We start from the raw sequence: 19537 nt of genomic DNA, 5'->3' as shown, positions 1-19537 counted from the left end.
TTACAGAACAAACGCGTTTCGGGACACCCCCGCGACACCCCTAAACTGACCCCGTGACCGAGAACGCTCAGCAGCAGCCCACAGCGCCCAGCACCGAACTGCCGACCCAGTACGCGCCGGCCGAGGTAGAGGGGACGCTGTACGAGCGCTGGGTAGAGCGCGGTTACTTCGCCGCCGACGCGAAGAGCGACAAGCCTCCGTACACCATCGTCATCCCGCCGCCGAACGTCACCGGCTCGCTCCACCTGGGCCACGCCTTCCAGCACACGCTCATGGACGCCCTCACCCGCCGCAAGCGCATGCAGGGCTACGAGGCGCTGTGGCTGCCGGGCATGGACCACGCCGGCATCGCCACCCAGAACAAGGTCGAGCAGCAGCTCGCCGAGGAGGGCAAGTCCCGACACGACCTGGGGCGCGAGGAGTTCGTCGAGCGTGTCTGGCAGTGGAAGGAGGAGTACGGCGGCAAGATCCTCGGCCAGATGCGGCGCCTCGGTGACGGCGTCGACTGGGACCGCGAGCGGTTCACCATGGACGAGGGCCTGTCCAAGGCCGTCCAGACCATCTTCAAGCGCCTCTTCGACGACGAGCTGATCTACCGCGCCGAGCGGATCATCAACTGGTGTCCGCGTTGTCTGACGGCGATCTCGGACATCGAGGTGGAGTACCAGGAGGACGACGGCGAGCTCGTCTCCATCAAGTACGGCGAGGGTGACGAGACCCTGGTCGTCGCCACCACCCGCGCGGAGACGATGCTCGGTGACACGGCCGTCGCCGTCCACCCCGACGACGAGCGGTACCAGCACCTCATCGGCAAGCGGATCAAGCTGCCGCTGACCGACCGCTCGATCCCCGTCGTCGCGGACACCCACGTCGACCCGGAGTTCGGCACGGGTGCCGTCAAGGTCACCCCGGCCCACGACCCGAACGACTTCGCCATCGGCCAGCGCCACGGCCTGGAGTCGATCACCGTCATGGACGAGCGGGCGGTCATCACGGCCCACGGCCCCTTCCAGGGCCTGGACCGCTTCGAGGCGCGCAGCGCCATCGTCGCCGCCCTCCGCTCGCAGGGCCGGATCGTCGCCGAGAAGCGGCCCTACGTCCACTCCGTCGGCCACTGCTCGCGCTGCAAGACCACGATCGAGCCGCGTCTGTCGATGCAGTGGTGGGTCAAGGTCGGCCCGCTCGCCAAGGCAGCCGGTGACGCGGTCCGCGACGGCCGGGTCAAGATCCACCCCGAGGACATGTCGAAGCGGTACTTCGACTGGGTCGACAACATGCACGACTGGTGCATCTCACGGCAGTTGTGGTGGGGCCACCGCATCCCGGTCTGGTACGGCCCCGACGGCGAGGTCGTCTGCGTCGGCCCCGACGAGCAGCCGCCCACGGGCGAGGGCTGGAAGCAGGACACGGACGTCCTCGACACCTGGTTCTCCTCCGGCCTGTGGCCCTTCTCGACGCTCGGCTGGCCCGAACAGACCGCGGACCTGCGGAAGTTCTATCCGACCGACGTCCTGCTGACCGGCCACGACATCATCTTCTTCTGGGTCGCGAGGATGATGATGTTCGGCCTCTACGCCATGGACGGCGAGGTCCCCTTCAAGACCATCGCGCTGACCGGTCTCGTCCGCGACGAGCGCGGCAAGAAGATGTCGAAGTCGTTCGGCAACGTGGTCGATCCGCTGGACTGGATGGACAAGTACGGCTCTGACGCCGTCCGTTTCACCCTGGCCCGCGGCGCCAATCCCGGCACCGACGTCCCGATCGGCGAGGACTGGGTCCAGGCGTCCCGGAACTTCGCCAACAAGATCTGGAACGCGACCCGCTTCGCCCTGATGAACGGCGCGACGGTCGAGGGCCCGCTTCCCTCGCCCGAGCAGATGTCGGCGACGGACCGCTGGATCCTCTCCCGTCTCAACAAGACGGTCGCCCAAGTGGACGCGTTCTACGAGGACTTCCAGTTCGCGAAGCTCTCCGACGCGCTCTTCCACTTCGCGTGGGACGAGGTCTTCGACTGGTACGTCGAGCTGTCGAAGACGACCTTCCAGGCGGGCGGCGAGGGCGCCAAGGTCTCCCAGCGTGTCCTCGGTGAGGTCCTCGACGTCACCCTGAAGCTGCTCCACCCGGTCGTCCCGTTCGTCACGGACACCCTGTGGACCACGCTCACCGGCGGCGAGTCGGTCGTCATCGCCGAGTGGCCGAGCGACAGCGGATTCCGCGACGACGCGGCCGAGCGGGAGATCGAGACGCTCCAGTCCGTCATCACGGAGGTCCGGCGCTTCCGCGCCGACCAGGGCCTCCAGCCGGGCCAGCGCGTCCCGGCCCGCCTGACCCTGGACGGCACCGCCCTCGCCCCCCACGAGGCCGCCATCCGCCAGCTCCTGCGCCTCCAGCCGGAGGGCGAGACCTTCGCGGCCACGGCGACCCTCCCGGTCGCCGGTGCCACCGTCGCGCTCGACCTCTCCGGCACGATCGACGTGGCGGCCGAGCGCAAGCGCCTCGCGAAGGACCTGGCGGCGGCCGAGAAGGAGAAGGCCCAGGCCAACGCCAAGCTCGGCAACGAGGCGTTCCTCGCGAAGGCCCCGGACAACGTCGTGGACAAGATCCGAGGCCGCCTGGCCAAGGCGGACGAGGACATCAAGAGGATCCAGGCCCAGCTGGAAAACCTGCCCCAGCAGTAGCCCACGCAGGGGCGCGGGGAACTGCGCGACCAGCCACAAACCTCCCCGCGCCCGCCAGACAGGACCAGCCACCCCTCTCCTCACGCGCAGCCCTAAACTGACCGTGTGAGCGACACCGACCCCTTCGACGAGATCATCGCCAACGAGACCGACCGCGACCCCGACCTCGCGGTCATCGAGGCCGGCAGCCGCACCCTGCGCACCCAGGGCGGAGCCCCAAGCGCAGACGTGCCCGCGCGCCCCGAGGACCCCGAGGTCGACAAGGCTCTGCGCGGGGTCGAGGCGGAGCTCGCCACCCGCTGGGGCGAGACCAAGCTGGAGCCGAGCGTCGGCCGCATCGCCGCGCTGATGGACGTGCTGGGCGAGCCCCAGCGGTCGTACCCCTCGATCCACATCACGGGGACCAACGGCAAGACCTCCACCGCCCGCATGATCGAGGCCCTCCTCGGCGCCTTCGAACTGCGCACCGGCCGCTACACCAGCCCCCACGTCCAGTCGGTCACCGAGCGCATCAGCCTGGACGGCGCCCCGATCTCCGCCGAGCGCTTCATCGAGACCTACGAGGACATCAAGCCGTACGTCGAGATGGTCGACGGGCAGCAGCAGTACCGGCTGTCCTTCTTCGAAGTGCTGACCGGCATGGCGTACGCCGCCTTCGCGGACGCGCCCGTCGACGTGGCCGTCGTCGAGGTCGGCATGGGCGGCTCCTGGGACGCCACCAACGTCATCGACGGCGATGTCGCCGTCGTCACCCCCATCGACCTCGACCACACCGACCGGCTCGGGGAGACCCCCGGGGAGATCGCCGTCGAGAAGGCCGGGATCATCAAGCAGGACGCGACGGTCGTCCTGGCCCAGCAGCCGGTCGACGCGGCGCAGGTCCTGCTGAAGAAGGCCGTCGAGGTGGACGCGACGGTCGCGCGCGAGGGACTGGAGTTCGGGGTCGTCTCCCGGCAGGTCGCCGTCGGCGGCCAGCTGCTCACCCTGCGCGGCCTCGGCGGCGAGTACGAAGAGGTGTACCTGCCGCTGCACGGCCCGTACCAGGCGCACAACGCGGCCGTGGCGCTGGCGGCCGTGGAGGCGTTCTTCGGGGTGGGTGCCCAGCGCCCGGACCCCCTCGACCTCGACACCGTCCGCAAGGCCTTCGCCTCCGTCTCCTCCCCGGGCCGCCTCGAAGTCGTACGGCGGTCCCCGACCGTGGTCCTGGACGCCGCCCACAACCCGGCGGGCGCCCGCGCCACCGCCGAGGCGGTCGGTGAGGCCTTCGACTTCAGCCGGCTCATCGGTGTGGTCGGCGCGAGCGGCGACAAGAACGTGCGGGGGCTCCTGGAGGCCTTCGAGCCGATCTTCGCCGAGGTCGTGATCACCCAGAACTCCAGCCACCGCGCGATGGACGCCGACGAGCTCGCCGCGATCGCCGTCGAGGTGTTCGGCGAGGAGCGCGTCCAGGTCGAGCCGCGGCTGCCGGACGCCCTGGAGGAGGCGATCACGCTGGCCGAGGAGGACGGTGAGTTCGCGGGCGGCGGGGTGCTCGTCACCGGGTCGGTCATCACGGTCGGCGAGGCCCGGCTGCTGCTGGGAAGGAGCTGAGTCCCAGCCATGCGTACGCTCTGTGCATCGACCCTGATCGGCGAGTTCTTCGTGGTCGGCTTCGCCGCGCTGGTCGCGATGAAGGACCCGGACCTGGCCGGCGCCACACTGTGGACGGTCAGCGGCATCGCCATGTTCCTGTGTCTCGCGCTGTGCGGTGTGGTGACCAGGCCCGGCGGCGTCGCCCTCGGCTGGGTGCTCCAGATCGCCCTGATCGCCTCCGGCTTCGTGGTGCCGACCATGTTCTTCATGGGCGCGGTGTTCGCGGCCCTGTGGTGGGCCTCGGTGCACTACGGCCGGAAGATCGACGAGGCCAAGGCGAGATTCGCCGCGCAGGGAGACCGAGCCGCGCAGCCCGACTCCTCTACACCTGACGCTGTGTGACGAGCGCACCGACACGCCCTGTAATCTCGTCCCACCGCACATGTCAGCAGGTTAGGAGCCCCTCGTGAGCCAGCGCACCCTCGTCCTCCTCAAGCCCGACGCCGTCCGTCGTGGCCTGACCGGCGAGATCATCAGCCGTATCGAGCGCAAGGCCGGCTGGCAGATCACCGCGCTGGAGCTGCGCACCCTGGACCAGGAGACGCTGGAGCAGCACTACGGCGAGCACAAGGGCAAGCCCTTCTACGAGCCGCTGGTGGAGTTCATGGCCTCCGGTCCGGTCGTGGCGCTGATCGTCGAGGGCGAGCGGGTCATCGAGGGGGTACGCCAGCTGGCGGGCCCCACCGACCCGATCGCCGCCGCGCCCGGCTCCGTTCGGGGGGACTTCGGTGTCATCGTCCGCGAGAACCTCATCCACGCCTCCGACTCGGAGGAGTCCGCCGAGCGCGAGGTGAAGATCTTCTTCCCCGGCCGCGCGTAGTCTCGCGCAGAGGTCTCGCGCACAGGCCTCGTGCGTAGGTTTGGTGGCAATTTCTGAGGGCGCGTCAGTTCGCACTCCCGTCTGACCTGGGACGGCCGTACTTTTTCGGCCGTCCCTCGGCATATGCGTGCCGATCGGGGGAACGAGTGGCCCTTATGGACCGTCTCCACAAGCGAGGCGGTGTCTGATCTGCTGACAATGGCGAAGACCCTCGCGCAGTGTTCGTGCAGGCGCGTCTACGATGGAAGCCTTCACGTCACAGCACCCACTTCGCCGACCTGAAATGCCCTCAAAAGCTCCCAGGAAGGCCAGACGAATCCTGATGGGGAACTCAATGTCGTTCATCGGCCGTGACATGGCTGTCGACCTCGGGACCGCCAACACGCTGGTGTACGTCAGGGGTCGCGGGATCGTACTCAACGAGCCGTCCGTCGTCGCGATCAACACGAACACCGGTGGAATCCTGGCTGTCGGCGCCGAAGCGAAGAAGATGATCGGGCGGACCCCCGGCAACATCGTTGCCGTGCGGCCGCTGAAGGACGGCGTGATCGCCGACTTCGAGATCACCGAGCGGATGCTGCGCTACTTCATCCTGAAGATCCACAAGCGGCGGTATCTCGCGAGGCCGCGCGTCGTCGTGTGTGTCCCCTCGGGCATCACCGGCGTCGAGCGCCGTGCCGTCATCGAGGCGTCGTCCCAGGCCGGCGCCCGCCAGGTGCACATCATCGAGGAGCCCATGGCGGCCGCCATCGGCTCCGGCCTGCCGGTCCACGAGGCCACGGGCAACATGGTGGTGGACATCGGCGGCGGCACCACGGAGGTCGCGGTCATCTCGCTCGGCGGCATCGTCACCGCCCAGTCCATCCGCGTGGCGGGCGACGAGCTGGACAACGCGATCATCCAGCACATCAAGAAGGAGTACTCGCTCCTGCTGGGTGAGCGGACGGCCGAACAGATCAAGATCACGATCGGTTCGGCGTACGACCTCGACGCTGACGAGCACACCGAAATCCGTGGCCGGGACCTCGTCTCCGGGCTGCCCAAGACCGTGGTCATCTCGGCCGCCGAGGTCCGCAAGGCGATCGAGGAGCCGGTCAACGCCATCGTGGACGCGGTCAAGACGACCCTCGACAAGTGCCCGCCCGAGCTCTCCGGCGACATCATGGACCGCGGCATCGTCCTCACCGGCGGCGGCGCCCTGCTGCGCGGGCTCGACGAGCGGCTGCGCCGGGAGACCGGCATGCCGATCCACATCGCCGAGGACCCGCTGGACAGCGTGGCGCTCGGCTCCGGCAAGTGCGTCGAGGAATTCGAGGCGCTCCAGCAGGTGCTGGACGCCCAGCCGCGCAGATGACGTAACTCTTCGATTCCGCCGTACGAGATGATCTCCTCTCGTGCGGCGGATCGTTGATATCGAGGCATAAGCTCCCACAAACGCAACTCCAATGAGAAGGGCACGGCCGCCGCACGTGAGGGACACACGAGAGAGCCGGCTGCTCCTGGTGCTGCTGATCGCCGTAGCGTTCGCGCTGATCACGGTGGACATCCGCGGCGGGGAGGACTCGCCGGTCGACGGTGCCCGCCAAGGCGCGGCCGCCGTGTTCGGGCCCATCGAGGACGGCGTGTCCTCCGCGGTCGACCCGGTCGGCAACGCCGTCTCCGCCATCCGCGACTCCGGCGAGCGGCACGACCGGCTCGCCGCGCTGGAGAAGGAGAACGCCGCCCTCAAGGCGAAGCTCGGCAGCGACGACCGCAACACCAGCCGCCTCAAGCAGCTCGACAAGATGCTGAAGATCGCCGGCGCGGGGCAGTACGGCATCAAGGGCGCCCAGGTCATCGCCATAGGAGCGGCCCAGGGCTTCTCCTGGACCATCACCATCGACGTGGGCGCCGACGACGGCATCCGGCGCGACATGACCGTCCTCAACGGCGACGGGCTCGTCGGACGCGTCACCACCGTCGGCCCGAACACGGCCACCGTGCTCCTCGCCAACGACCCCGACTTCACCGTCGGCACCCGTATGGAGGCCGGCGACGAGCTCGGCTTCGCCTCCGGACAGGGCGACCGCCCGCTGCGCGTCGAACTGCTCAACGGCAAGGCGGAGGTCAAGAAGGGCGACCGCCTGGTCACCTTCGGCTCGCAGGCCGACAAGCCCTTCGTGCCCGGCGTCCCGGTCGGCGTGGTCTCCCGCGTCGACCCCTCCGGCGGCGACCTCACGCGCACCCTCTACGTCACGCCGTACGTCAGCTTCACCAAGCTCGACATCGTCGGCGTCGTCGTCGAGGCCCCGAAGAAGGACCCGCGCGACACGGTGCTGCCCGCCAAACCGAAGCCGACGCCCACGCCGACCGTGACGGTCACCGTCACCCCGTCCGCCAATGCGCCGGTCGACGGCGAGATCCAGCAAGAGCAGTAGGAGCTGTAGTCATGCGCGTCAACCGGATCCTGCTGTCCTCCGCCCTGATCGTGGTCGCCCTGGTGATCCAGGTGAGCGTCCTCGCCCGCCTCCACCTCCCGGGCGCCGTCCCCGACCTGCTGCTCCTGACCGTCCTCGGCCTGGCCCTCGTCTACGGCCACGTCGGCGGCGCCCTCGTCGGCTTCGCCGCGGGCCTGCTCGCCGACCTCGCCCCGCCCGCCGACCACGCCGCCGGCCGCTACGCCCTGGTGCTGTGCGTCATCGGCTACCTCGCGGGCCTCGCCAAGCCGGAGAACGGCAGACTCAAGTCGGCCACCGGCCCCATGGTCGTCGTGGTCGCCGCGGCCATCGGCACCACCCTGCTCTACGCCGGTGTCGGCGCCCTTGTCGGCGACACCGCCGCCCGCCATGTGGGGCTCGGCAGCCTGCTGTTCACCGCCGCCCTGTACGACCTGCTGCTCGCCCCGTTCGTCGTCCCCGGCATCATGGCGCTCGCCCGCCGCGCCGAGAACGACCCGCTCGCCGAGACCAACTCGGCGGCCAAGTCGGCGGACATCTCCTCGGGCTGGCTCTCCTCGGGCACGGGTCTGAAGATCGGCGGCCAGCGCGGCGGCCTCGGCAGCCTGAAGACGAAGGCGCGCACCCGCACCGCGCGCGTGGGCCGCATCAAGGGGGTCAAGCGGCTGTGACCCCCCGCGAGCCGGCGGACCGCGTTCACAGGTTCGCCGTATATGACACGTACACACACTGAGAGGGGGCGGCAGCCGCAGTGACCAATATCCCCGAGACCGGACGGACCCCACGGGTCCAGATCCGACTCGTCGTCATCCAGATCCTCGTGCTGTCCCTCCTCGGCACCCTCGGCGGCCGCCTCTGGTACCTCCAGATCCGCGAGGGCGACGCGTACGCCAAGGAAGCCTCCGGCAACCACGTCCAGCAGGTCGTCGAGCCCGCCGTGCGCGGCTCGATCCTGGACGCCCGCGGAGTGGCCCTCGCGGACAACGAGACCCGCCTGGTGGTCTCCGCCTCCCGCACCGACCTGCTGAAGATGAAGGACGACGGCAAGGCCGTCCTCACCAAGCTGGCCAAGGTCCTCGGCATGTCCGCCAAGGACGTCATGCTCAAGGTCCGGCTCTGCGACGCGAAGACCCCCCAGCCCTGCTGGAACGGCTCGCCCTACCAGCCCATCCCCATCACCGACGAGGCCACCCCCAAGCAGGCCCTGCAGATCCGCGAGCGCGCCGAGGACTTCCCCGGCATCACCGCCGAGCCGGAGGCCGTGCGCCGCTACGCCGCCCCCGGCAAGTCCAACGCCGCCCAGGTCCTCGGCTACCTCTCCCCGGTCACCGACGAGGAGATCACCAAGGCCCAGGACACCGACTCGCCCTATCTGCGCTCCGACCAGGTCGGCCGCTCGGGCCTGGAGCGCCAGTACGACAAGGAACTGCGCGGCAAGGCCGGCGTGACCCGCTACGAGGTCGACAACCTCGGCCGGGTCATCGGCCAGGCCGAGGCCGACGAGGCGCAGCCCGGCGCCAACCTCGTCACCAGCATCGACGCCCGCGTCCAGCGTGTCGCGGAGTACGAACTGAACGACGCGATGAAGGAAGCCCGCAAGCAGTTCGACGACAACACCGGCGAGAACTACAAGGCCGACTCGGGCGCCGTCATCGTCATGGAGGCCAAGACCGGCCGCATCGTCGCGATGGCCTCCAACCCGACCTACGACCCCAACGCCTGGGTGGGCGGGATCTCCGCCAAGGACTACGCGAAACTCACCGGCAAGAAGTCCAACTACCCGCTGCTGAACAGGGCCATACAGGGTCAGTCCGCGCCCGGCTCCACCTTCAAGGTGATCTCCACGGCCGCCGCCGTCGAGGCCGGCTACGACTTCGACGGCCGCTACCCGTGCACGAGTTCGTACTCCGTCGGCGGCCAGGTCTTCAAGAACTTCGAGTCGGAGAACTTCGGCCCCATCAACCTCGGCCGGGCCCTGGAGGTCTCCTGCGACACCGTCTTCTACGGCCTCGCACACAGGGAGTGGCAGCGCGACGGCGGGATCAACCCGAAGAAGGGCGAGCCCAAGGACTACTTCTTCAAGGCCGCGCACCAGTTCGGCCTCGGCAAGGAGACCGGCATCGACCTGCCGAACGAGGTCACCGGCCGCGTCCCCGACCGCCAGTGGAAGCAGTCGTACTGGAACGCCAACAAGGACGGCTGGTGCAAGACCGGCAAGAAGGACGGCAGCTACGTCGAGAAGATCGCGTACGAGAACTGCCTCGAAGGCAACAAGATGCGTGCCGGTGACGAGATCAACTACTCCATCGGGCAGGGCGACACCCTCGTCACCCCCATCCAGATGGCCACGATCTACGCGGCGATCTCCAACGGCGGCACCCTGTACAACCCGACCGTCGGCAAGGCCGTCGTCAGCGCCGACGGCAAGAAGGTCGACGAGATCAAGCCCACCTCGCACGGCAAGCTGCCGATAAGCCGCGCCACGCTCAGCAAGATGGACGAGGCCCTCGCGGGCGTCGCCACCCGCGGTACCGCCGCCTGGCGCTTCGCCCAGGTCGGCTGGCCGCAGGACAAGATCCCGATGCACGCCAAGACCGGTACCGCCGAGGTCTACGGCAAGCAGACGACGTCCTGGTTCGCCACGTACACCAAGGACTACTCGATCGTCATGACGATCTCCCAGGGTGGTACGGGCTCCGGCGCCTCCGGCCCCGCCGTCCGCAACATCTACGACGCGCTGTACGGCGTCTCCGACGACGGCACCATCGACAAGAAGAACGCCCTGCTGCCGACCCCCCAGAAGAGCCTGCCGAAGGTCCGGACGGACGGGACCATCAAGTCCCCGAAGATCGCCAAGGACCCGGCCAAGGACCAGCGGGCGAGCCAGCAGGGCGCGCCCGAGCCGGACGAGACGCAGCAGGGCGCGACCGTGAACACGTCGACCGGCGGGAACCGTGACACCCGCAGGCGGCGCCGCAGCAGGGGGAGCCGGAGGATGCTGACATGACCGGAGCCAACAGCTTCCAGGTCTCCGGGTACGGCCCCGCACGCGCGGGCTGGACCCGGCTGCTGGCCCGCGACTCGCTCGCCCGCCGCCTCGACTGGCCGATACTGTTCGCGGCCCTCGCCCTGTCCATGATCGGCTCGCTCCTGGTCTTCTCCGCCACCCGCAACCGCACCGAGATCAACCAGGGCGACCCGTACTACTTCCTGATCCGGCACGTCATGAACACCGGCATCGGGTTCGCCCTGATGATCGGCACCGTGTGGGTCGGCCACCGCACCCTGCGCACCGCCGTGCCCCTGCTGTACGGCGCCTCGGTGTTCCTGATCCTGCTGGTGCTCACCCCGCTGGGCTCCACGGTCAACGGCGCCCACTCCTGGATCGTGCTCGGCGGCGGCTTCTCGCTCCAGCCCTCGGAGTTCGTGAAGATCACGATCATCCTCGGCATGGCGATGCTGCTCGCGGCCCGGGTCGACGCGGGCGACAAGCCCTACCCCGACCACCGCACGGTGCTCCAGGCGCTCGGCCTCGCCGCGGTACCGATGCTGATCGTGATGCTCATGCCCGACCTCGGGTCGGTCATGGTCATGGTCATCATCGTGCTCGGGGTGCTGCTCGCCTCCGGTGCCTCCAACCGGTGGGTCTTCGGACTGCTCGGCGCGGGCACGATCGGCGCGCTCGCGGTGTGGCAGCTCGGGGTCCTTGACGAGTACCAGATCGCCCGCTTCGCCGCCTTCGCCAACCCGAGCCTCGACCCGGCGGGCGTCGGCTACAACACCAACCAGGCGCGGATCGCGATCGGTTCGGGCGGGCTGACGGGCGCGGGCCTCTTCCACGGCTCGCAGACCACCGGCCAGTTCGTCCCCGAGCAGCAGACCGACTTCGTCTTCACCGTCGCCGGTGAGGAACTGGGCTTCGTCGGCGCCGGCCTGATCATCGTCCTGCTCGGCGTCGTGCTGTGGCGGGCCTGCCGGATCGCCCGCGAGACGACCGAGCTGTACGGCACGATCGTGGCCGCCGGGATCGTCGCCTGGTTCGCCTTCCAGTCCTTCGAGAACATCGGCATGACCCTCGGGATCATGCCGGTCACCGGTCTGCCGCTGCCCTTCGTGTCGTACGGCGGATCCTCGATGTTCGCGGTGTGGGTGGCCATAGGGCTGTTGCAGTCGATCAAGGTGCAGCGGCCGATGTCGGCGTAGCCGGGGTGCCCCGGGTGGCCGTGGCCCCCTGCCGGAACCGTGGGACGACCACTAGATTCGAATCATGGCGGACACAAAGCGGGAGATCGAACGCAAGTACGAGTCCGACGACAGTGGCCTGCCCGACCTGACCGGAGTCGCCGGGGTCGAGGCCGTCGTCGACAAGGGTGTCGCGCACCTGGACGCCACCTACTACGACACCCCCGACGAACGCCTCGTGGCGTCCTCGGTCACCCTGCGCCGCCGCACGGGTGGATCCGACGCCGGCTGGCACCTCAAGCTCCCCGTCTCCGAGGGCGTGCGCGACGAGATCCGGGCACCCCTGACCGACACCCTCCCCGACGAACTCGCCGCACTGGTCCGCTCCCGCGCCCGGGACGTCGAGCTGGTGCCCGTGGTCCGGCTGCGTTCGGACCGCGACGTGCGCCACCTCCTCGACGCCGACGGGCAGTTGCTCGCCGAGGTCAGCGTGGACGCCGTGCACGCCGAACGGCTCAGCGGCGGCGTCGGCGACGCCCAGTGGACCGAGATCGAGGTGGAACTCGCCGACGGCGGCGACCCGGCCCTCCTCGACAAGGTGGAGAAACGGCTGCGCAAGGCGGGCGTACGGCCCTCCCGGTCCGCCTCGAAACTGGCCCGGGCCCTCGCCGAGACCGCGCCGAAGAAGAAGCGCCCGGTCACCGGGGACCCGGTGACCGCAGGCGACCATGTCCTCGCGTACGCAAGGACCCAGCGGGACGCGATCGTCGCTCTCGACCCGGCCGTCCGCCAGGACGTCGAGGACTCCGTCCACAGCATGCGCGTCGCCACCCGCCGACTGCGCAGCACCTTCAAGTCGTGCGGCAAGGTCCTGGACCGGTCCGTCACCGACCCGATCGGCGACGAGCTGAAGTGGCTGGCCGGCGAGCTGGGCGTGGACCGGGACCGCGAGGTGCTCGCCGAGCGGATGTCGGCGGCCCTGGACGAGGTGCCCGAGGCACTGGTCTCGGGGCCCGTGGCCGACCGGCTGCGGGCGTGGTCGGGGGAGAGCCCCGGCGGGGCCAGCGCGCGGCTGATCGGGGTGCTGGACTCCCGGCGCCATCTCGCCCTGCTCGACGCCCTGGACGCCCTGCTCGCGGACCCGCCGCTGCTCAAGGCGGCCGGGAAGAAGCCGCACAAGGTGATCGCCAAGGCCGTGCGCAAGGACTTCCGCAAGGTCGCCGGGCTGGTCGGACAGGCTCTGGAACTGGAGCCCGGCACCGACCGGGACGTCGCGATCCACGAGGCCCGCAAGAAGACCAAGCGCACCCGCTACGCGGCGGAGGCGGCCCGCCCGGCCCTCGGCAAGCCCGCCAAGACCATGGTGAAGTCCATGAAGGCGCTCCAGAACCTGCTGGGGGAGCACCAGGACGGCGTGATGGCCCGGAGGACCCTGCGCGAGCTGTCCGCGGTCGCCCACGCGGCCGGGGAGAGCGCCTTCACGTACGGGCTGCTGTACGGGCGTGAGGAACAGCGGGCGGCGGCGGTGGAGGCGGAGCTGCCCGGGTTCTGGGACGGGATCAAGGGGGAGGCGGACGCCCTGTGACCTTCCGGGCGTACGGGAGGCGGTCACGGCCGCGTTAGGCTAGATGGTCACCCCTGTCCGTCCATGGAAGTGCGAGATGTCAGCCGAAACCGCCGCGTCGGTGTTCCCGCAGCTCGAAGCTCTGCTCCCGCATGTGCAGAAGCCGATCCAGTACGTCGGCGGTGAGCTCAACTCCACCGTCAAGCCGTGGGAGTCCTGCGACGTCCGCTGGGCACTGATGTACCCGGACGCGTACGAGGTCGGTCTGCCCAACCAGGGCGTCATGATCCTCTACGAGGTCCTGAACGAACAGGACGGCGTCCTCGCCGAGCGCACGTACAGCGTGTGGCCGGACCTGGAGGCGCTGATGCGGGAGCACAAGGTCCCGCAGTTCACAGTGGACAGCCACCGGCCGGTGGGCGCCTTCGACGTGTTCGGCCTGTCCTTCTCCACGGAGCTGGGCTACACCAACATGCTGACGGCGCTGGACCTGGCGGGCATCCCGCTGGAGTCCAAGGACCGCGGCCTCGACGACCCGATCGTCCTGGCCGGCGGCCACGCGGCCTTCAACCCCGAGCCCATCGCGGACTTCATCGACGCGGCGATCATCGGCGACGGCGAGCAGGCCGTCCTCGACATGACGAGGATCATCCGCGAGTGGAAGGCGGAGGGCCGGCCGGGCGGCCGCGAGGAGGTCCTGTTCCGCCTGGCGAAGACGGGCGGGGTGTACATCCCGGCGTTCTACGACGTCGAGTACCTCCCCGACGGCCGTATCGCCCGCGTGGTCCCCAACAAGTCGGGCGTCCCGTGGCGTGTGTCCAAGCACACGGTCATGGACCTGGACGAGTGGCCCTACCCCAAGCAGCCGCTGGTCCCCCTGGCGGAGACGGTCCACGAGCGCATGTCCGTGGAGATCTTCCGCGGCTGCACCCGCGGCTGCCGCTTCTGCCAGGCCGGCATGATCACCCGCCCGGTCCGTGAGCGCTCCATCACGGGCATCGGCGACATGGTGGAGAAGGGCCTGAAGGCGACGGGCTTCGAGGAGGTCGGTCTTCTCTCCCTGTCCTCGGCCGACCACTCGGAGATCGGCGACATCGCGAAGGGCCTGGCGGACCGGTACGAGGAGGACAAGATCGGCCTGTCCCTCCCGTCCACCCGCGTGGACGCCTTCAACGTCGACCTGGCGAACGAGCTGACCAGGAACGGCCGCAGGTCCGGCCTGACCTTCGCCCCCGAGGGCGGCTCCGAGCGCATGCGCAAGGTCATCAACAAGATGGTCTCGGAAGAGGACCTCATCCGCACGGTCTCGACGGCGTACGGCAACGGCTGGCGCCAGGTCAAGCTGTACTTCATGTGCGGCCTGCCCACGGAGACCGACGAGGACGTCCTCCAGATCGCCGACATGGCCACCAAGGTGATCGCCGAGGGCCGCAAGGTCTCCGGCCAGAACGACATCCGTTGCACGGTCTCGATCGGCGGCTTCGTCCCCAAGCCCCACACCCCCTTCCAGTGGGCCCCGCAGCTCTCCGCCGAGGAGACGGACGCCCGCCTGGAGAAGCTCCGCGACAAGATCCGCGGCGACAAGAAGTACGGCCGCTCGATCGGCTTCCGCTACCACGACGGCAAGCCGGGCATCGTGGAAGGCCTCCTCTCCCGCGGCGACCGCCGCGTCGGCGCGGTCATCCGGGCCGTCTACGAGGACGGCGGCCGCTTCGACGGCTGGCGCGAGCACTTCTCCTACGACCGCTGGATGGCCTGCGCCGACAAGACGCTGCCCGCGTTCGGCGTGGACGTCGACTGGTACACGACCCGGGAGAAGACGTACGAGGAGGTCCTGCCCTGGGACCACCTGGACTCCGGCCTCGACAAGGACTGGCTCTGGGAGGACTGGCAGGACGCCCTCGACGAGACGGAGGTCGAGGACTGCCGGTGGACACCGTGCTTCGATTGTGGGGTGTGTCCGCAGATGGACACCCACATCCAGATCGGCCCGACGGGCAAGAAGCTGCTGCCTCTTACGGTCAAGAACGCTGGTCCGGCGCCGGCTTCGAGTGGTCACTCTCACTGAGGTGAGTGGGCACTCGATCGGGTGATTGAGCCGATGGCGGGCCTGGCCTTGTTGGCCCTGGCAGTGCATCGCAGGTTGTCTCCGAAGTCGAGTGGATCTCAGTCGGCTCGTTGTGCTCTCTTGCTGGGAGAGGACTGCCGCTCTGCTCGACCCCGCTGGCAATGAACACGGCGAAATCGTGTGCATGGCTCAGGGGGCCGCTGCGGTCCGGGCTGCTGGGTGAGCGGGGTTCGCGAGCGCGGCGGGGGCTGCGGTGGGGGCAGGCATGGCCGCCCGGGGTGTTCGCATGCAGGCCCTTCGAGTGCGTGAGTTGGAGAAGCAGACCAGGGCAGAGGACGACGCGGACATACGGGTCCCGGCCGAGCCGGACCCGCCGGGTCAGCCCGATCGGCGGCGCGAAAGGCGGGCGATTGGGCGCGCAGGGCAGTGCGTGGCCGCGACCGGTCCTCCGTTCCGGTCGCGGCCTCGTCTGCCTGTATCTCCGTCACGGGCAGGTCGTCAGCAGCCACCGGACGTGGTCGGTGCGCCGATACCGATCTGGAGAGTGGCCGGGGCTGCGCAGCAACCGCCACCGTCGGTGCTCTGGGCAGCCTCGGGGTCGTCGTAGAGGCCGGCGCCCCCGCACACTCCTGTCTCGGGCAGCGTCAGCTCCACGCGTTCGGCGGCCTCACGGTCTCCTGCGATCGCTGCGGGCGACGGACCGGACCTGCTCGTACCCAGTCATGGCGAGGAAGGTCGGGGCACGCCCGTAGGACTTCATGCCGACCAGGTAGATGCCCTGCTCCGGGTGGGAGAGCTCGTTCACGCCGTGGGGGTAGACCGTGCCGCAGGAGTGGACGTTGGGGTCGATGAGCGGGGCCAGCGCGGTCGGGGCCTGGAGGCGCTCGTCGAGCCCGAGGCGGACCTCGGAGAGGAAGGACAGGTCGGGACGGAATCCGGTGAGCACGATGATCTCGTCAACCGGGTCCAGGCGGCGGCCGTCCTCTGCCACGAGGGTCAGCCTGTCGCCGTCGCGTTCGACGGCCTGCGTACGGAAGCCGGTGACCGCGCTGGCGTGGCCGGCCTCGACGGCGGCCTTGGCGCGCAGACCGAGGGCGCCGCGAGCGGGGAGCTGGTCGGCTTCGCCACCGCCGTAGGTGTTTGCACCGATGCCTCGGCGCAGGACCCACGCGGTGTGCGTGCCCGGCTCGTCCTCGGCCAGGTCGGCGAGATAGGCGAGTGCGGTGAAGGCAGAGGCACCGGAGCCGATGACGGCGGTGCGCTTGCCCGCGTACCGGGCGCGGACGGCGGGGTCCTTGAGGTCGGGGACGCGGTACGAGATCTGGCCGACTGCCCTCTTCTCGCCGAGGGCGGGCAGGCCGTCGGCGCCCATGGGGCTGGGAATGGCCCAGGTGCCGGAGGCGTCGATGACGGCACGGGCGGTGAGACGCTCCTCGCGTCCGTCGGCCGTCTCGATGTGCACGGTGAACGGCTGCTCGTCGCGGTCGGCGTCAACGATCCGGTCACGGCCTGCGCGGGCGACACCGGTGACCGTGTTGCCGTAGCGGACCCTGTCGCCGAGGACGTCGGCGAGGGGCTGGAGATACTGCTCTGCCCAGTCACCGCCGGTCGGGTAGGCCGAGCCGTCGGGGCGAACCCATCCGGTCGGGGCGAGGATCTTCTCGGCGGCCGGGTCGACGACCTCGCCCCAGGTGGAGAAGAGACGGACGTGCGACCAGTCGCGCACGGCGCTGCCCGCCGCCGGGCCGGCCTCCAGGACCAAGGGCTCGATGCCGCGCTCGACGAGATGGGCGGCAGCGGCCAGGCCGATCGGACCGGCTCCGATGACCACGACGGGCAGCTGGTCGGTGGTGCGCGCGTTCACAGGGTTCCCCTTTGCTTCGACGTTGGTCGATGTCCTTCGCGGTCAGCGTGCCACCTGATTAGACGGACGTCAACATAGACATGCATCGAATTTGTCGTACGGGAGGGCTCTCGCCAGCGTGGTTTGATGTGTGTCAACATAGATGCATGTCGAATACCAAGGTGCTGCCGCTGCTGGAGTCCGGAGCCGCCGAGCCCGTGGCGCCTTGCTGCCCGCCGCTGACCGAGCGCCCGTTCACGGCCGAGGAGGCGGAAACGGCCGCGCGGATGTTCAAGGCGCTCGGTGACCCGGTGCGGCTGCGGCTGTTCTCGGCGGTGGCCTCACACCCCGGCGGCGAGGCATGCGTGTGCGACATCTCCGACGTGGGCGTCTCCCAGCCGACCGTTTCCCACCACCTGAAGAAGCTCAAGGATGCCGGCCTGCTCACCTCGGAGCGGCGCGGGACCTGGGTGTACTACCGGGTCGAGCCCTCGGTCTTGGCGGCGATGGGCAGGTTGCTGACGATCGATCCGGCTGCGGCCTGATGGGCGGGGCGGAAGCCTGACGCGGTGATGAGCGTTCAGCGCCAAGGGTGAGCTGAGCGTGGTGGAGTCGTGGCGCTGGAGGCGGCGAGGCCGGATTGACCGCCGCCTGTCACCAACACTTGGAAGGCGTGCGTCACTTAGCGGTGGCCTGCTTCGGCGAGAACACGAGGGCGACCAGCGCCAGTCCGATCACCCCGCCGATCAGCTGCATGCCGATGAAGCCCAGCAGGGAGCCCGGAGCGATGCCCGCGAAGGTGTCGCTGAAGGTTCGGCCGATGGTCACCGCCGGGTTGGCGAAAGACGTGGAGGACGTGAACCAGTAGGCGGCACCGATGTAGGAGGCGACTGCCACAGGGGCGAAGCGCAGTTGATCGGTGCGGGCCAGGCCGAAGATCAGCAGGATCAGGCCCGCCGTGGCGACTACCTCGCCCAACAGCAGGTGTCCCGCGGACCGGTCGTGCGTGGACCATTCGACCAGGGGCTCGCCGAACATCGCGTCCGCCAGGACGGCACCCGCAACGGCACCCGCGATCTGTGCGGGGACGTAGACGGCCGCCTCGCGGATGGTCACGCCTGCCCCGCCGCGCTGGCCTGTCCACCACTCGGCCAGCGTCACCACGGGGTTGAAGTGGGCACCGGAGACGGGGCCGAGCAGGAGGATCAGGACGCCGAGGCCGAAGACCGTGGCCAGGGAGTTGGCGAGCAACTGCACCCCTACGTCCTTGGTCAGTTCGGTGGCCTGGATGCCGGAGCCGACCACGACCGCGACGAGAGCGGCAGTGCCGATGAGCTCAGCGGCGGCACGTGCGGCCAGTGGCTTGCGCGGTGGGGTGGCGCCTGGAGCGGGCTGCGGTTCGGCCGTCGGTATCGGTGACTCGGCGGCGGCCTCGGGCGTGGCGGTCAACAAAGACTCCTTGGTGCGGTCGCCAGGGCGGCGGGATCAGGGGCAGGACCGCTTGTTGTCGGCGGCGGTGCGAGCGGACTCGGCCAGGTCGGCGAACTGGCCGGCAAGCGATGCGATGACGTCCGCGCGCAGCTTGTAGTAGGTGAACCGACCGCATGGCTCGGTCTCGACGATCCCGGCTTCGCGCAGCACTCTCAGATGGTTGGAGAGGTTGGTCTGCTTGGCACCGGTCTCCTCCACGAGGTGAGTGGTGCACAGCGTCTCTTCGGCGAGCAGGGTGACGATCTGGAGCCTGAGCGGGTCGGCCAGAACCCGCAACAGATCAGTGTCGACTGACGTCAGCATGCGCTGATACTGTCACATCAGTGGTGACTGATACCACTGGCCGCTGATGTGTGCGGGCCGTCCTCTGTCGCCATGCAGGCGCGAGATCGAAAGAGACCGCTGATGTCCGACAAGCCCTCCGTGCTCTTCGTCTGTGTCCACAACGCGGGCCGCTCGCAGATGGCCGCAGCGTGGCTGAGCCACCTGGCCGAGGGCCGCGCAGAGGTCCGCTCCGCCGGGTCCAACCCGGGCGACAAGGTCAACCCCGCCGCCGTCGAAGCCATGGCTGAGGTGGGTATCGACATCTCCGCCGAGATTCCGAAGATCCTGACCGTGGACGCGGTCAAGGAGTCGGATGTGTGCATCACCATGGGGTGCGGCGACACCTGCCCGATCTTCCCGGGCAAGCGGTACCTGGATTGGCAGCTGGACGATCCGGCCGGCCAAGGTGTGGACGCGGTCCGTCCGATCCGTGACGAGATCGAGCGGCGGGTCCGTGGTCTCCTCGAAGAACTGGACGTGCCGGTTAAGCGCTGACCGTC

The 19537-nt window shown here is 69.3% G+C and carries 15 protein-coding genes and 1 pseudogene; 13 read left to right on the top strand and 3 right to left on the bottom strand.

Going from position 1 to position 19537, the window contains the following annotated elements; genetic code table 11:
• The first annotated feature begins 53 nt into the window (after positions 1-53).
• The 11 genes from M2163_RS19595 (at position 54) to M2163_RS19545 (ending at position 15379) form a co-directional block, all read left to right on the top strand.
• Positions 54-2678, top strand: a complete 2625-nt coding sequence (locus M2163_RS19595) for a valine--tRNA ligase (protein WP_280851507.1) — start codon at positions 54-56, stop codon at positions 2676-2678.
• A 105-nt stretch (positions 2679-2783) separates the two neighbouring features.
• Positions 2784-4268, top strand: coding sequence for a folylpolyglutamate synthase/dihydrofolate synthase family protein (locus M2163_RS19590; protein WP_280894572.1), 1485 nt, complete (start codon positions 2784-2786; stop codon positions 4266-4268).
• A 9-nt stretch (positions 4269-4277) separates the two neighbouring features.
• Positions 4278-4652: a DUF4233 domain-containing protein gene (locus M2163_RS19585; RefSeq protein ID WP_280851509.1), complete on the top strand. Its 375-nt coding sequence runs from the start codon at positions 4278-4280 to the stop codon at positions 4650-4652.
• 64 nt (positions 4653-4716) lie between these two features.
• Positions 4717-5130 (top strand): nucleoside-diphosphate kinase, encoded by a 414-nt coding sequence (gene ndk, locus M2163_RS19580; RefSeq protein ID WP_280851510.1) that lies wholly within the window; start codon positions 4717-4719, stop codon positions 5128-5130.
• Positions 5131-5464: 334 nt separating this feature from the next.
• The gene (locus M2163_RS19575) at positions 5465-6484 is read left to right on the top strand and encodes a rod shape-determining protein (protein WP_004931372.1); all 1020 of its coding nucleotides are present in this window, start codon (positions 5465-5467) and stop codon (positions 6482-6484) included.
• Positions 6485-6599: 115 nt separating this feature from the next.
• The gene (gene mreC, locus M2163_RS19570; protein WP_280851511.1) at positions 6600-7547 is read left to right on the top strand and encodes a rod shape-determining protein MreC; all 948 of its coding nucleotides are present in this window, start codon (positions 6600-6602) and stop codon (positions 7545-7547) included.
• 11 nt (positions 7548-7558) lie between these two features.
• Positions 7559-8236 (top strand): rod shape-determining protein MreD, encoded by a 678-nt coding sequence (gene mreD / locus M2163_RS19565; RefSeq protein ID WP_280851512.1) that lies wholly within the window; start codon positions 7559-7561, stop codon positions 8234-8236.
• A gap of 80 nt (positions 8237-8316) precedes the next feature.
• A complete protein-coding gene (gene mrdA / locus M2163_RS19560; protein ID WP_280894571.1) occupies positions 8317-10572 on the top strand; it encodes a penicillin-binding protein 2 in 2256 nt (751 codons plus the stop codon).
• Positions 10569-11768, top strand: a complete 1200-nt coding sequence (gene rodA / locus M2163_RS19555) for a rod shape-determining protein RodA (protein WP_280851514.1) — start codon at positions 10569-10571, stop codon at positions 11766-11768. Before mrdA ends, rodA begins: the two co-directional genes overlap by 4 nt.
• A gap of 64 nt (positions 11769-11832) precedes the next feature.
• Positions 11833-13332: a CYTH and CHAD domain-containing protein gene (locus tag M2163_RS19550; RefSeq protein WP_280851515.1), complete on the top strand. Its 1500-nt coding sequence runs from the start codon at positions 11833-11835 to the stop codon at positions 13330-13332.
• Positions 13333-13408: 76 nt separating this feature from the next.
• Positions 13409-15379: a TIGR03960 family B12-binding radical SAM protein gene (locus M2163_RS19545; RefSeq protein WP_280851516.1), complete on the top strand. Its 1971-nt coding sequence runs from the start codon at positions 13409-13411 to the stop codon at positions 15377-15379.
• Positions 15380-15877: 498 nt separating this feature from the next.
• Here M2163_RS19545 and M2163_RS19540 read toward each other — a convergent pair.
• Positions 15878-17243 (bottom strand): annotated as a pseudogene (locus tag M2163_RS19540) (NAD(P)-binding domain-containing protein).
• A gap of 146 nt (positions 17244-17389) precedes the next feature.
• On the opposite strand from M2163_RS19540, the gene M2163_RS19535 reads away from it, so the two are divergent.
• Positions 17390-17767 carry a metalloregulator ArsR/SmtB family transcription factor gene (locus M2163_RS19535; RefSeq protein ID WP_280894570.1) on the top strand — a complete coding sequence of 126 codons (378 nt, stop codon included), beginning with the start codon at positions 17390-17392 and terminating at the stop codon, positions 17765-17767.
• Positions 17768-17900: 133 nt separating this feature from the next.
• On the opposite strand, the gene M2163_RS19530 is transcribed toward M2163_RS19535, so the two are convergent.
• A complete protein-coding gene (locus tag M2163_RS19530; RefSeq protein WP_280894569.1) occupies positions 17901-18671 on the bottom strand; it encodes an aquaporin in 771 nt (256 codons plus the stop codon).
• A gap of 36 nt (positions 18672-18707) precedes the next feature.
• On the bottom strand, positions 18708-19016 hold the full coding sequence (locus tag M2163_RS19525) for a metalloregulator ArsR/SmtB family transcription factor (protein ID WP_280851520.1): 309 nt from the start codon (positions 19014-19016) through the stop codon (positions 18708-18710).
• 102 nt (positions 19017-19118) lie between these two features.
• On the opposite strand from M2163_RS19525, the gene M2163_RS19520 reads away from it, so the two are divergent.
• Positions 19119-19532: an arsenate reductase ArsC gene (locus M2163_RS19520; RefSeq protein WP_280894568.1), complete on the top strand. Its 414-nt coding sequence runs from the start codon at positions 19119-19121 to the stop codon at positions 19530-19532.
• Positions 19533-19537: the final 5 nt, after the last annotated feature.

The sequence above is a fragment of the Streptomyces sp. SAI-135 genome, assembly GCF_029893805.1.
Lineage (GTDB): Bacteria > Actinomycetota > Actinomycetes > Streptomycetales > Streptomycetaceae > Streptomyces.
Note: the sequence above shows the minus strand (reverse complement) of the source record. Positions and strands in the feature narration are given on the sequence as shown.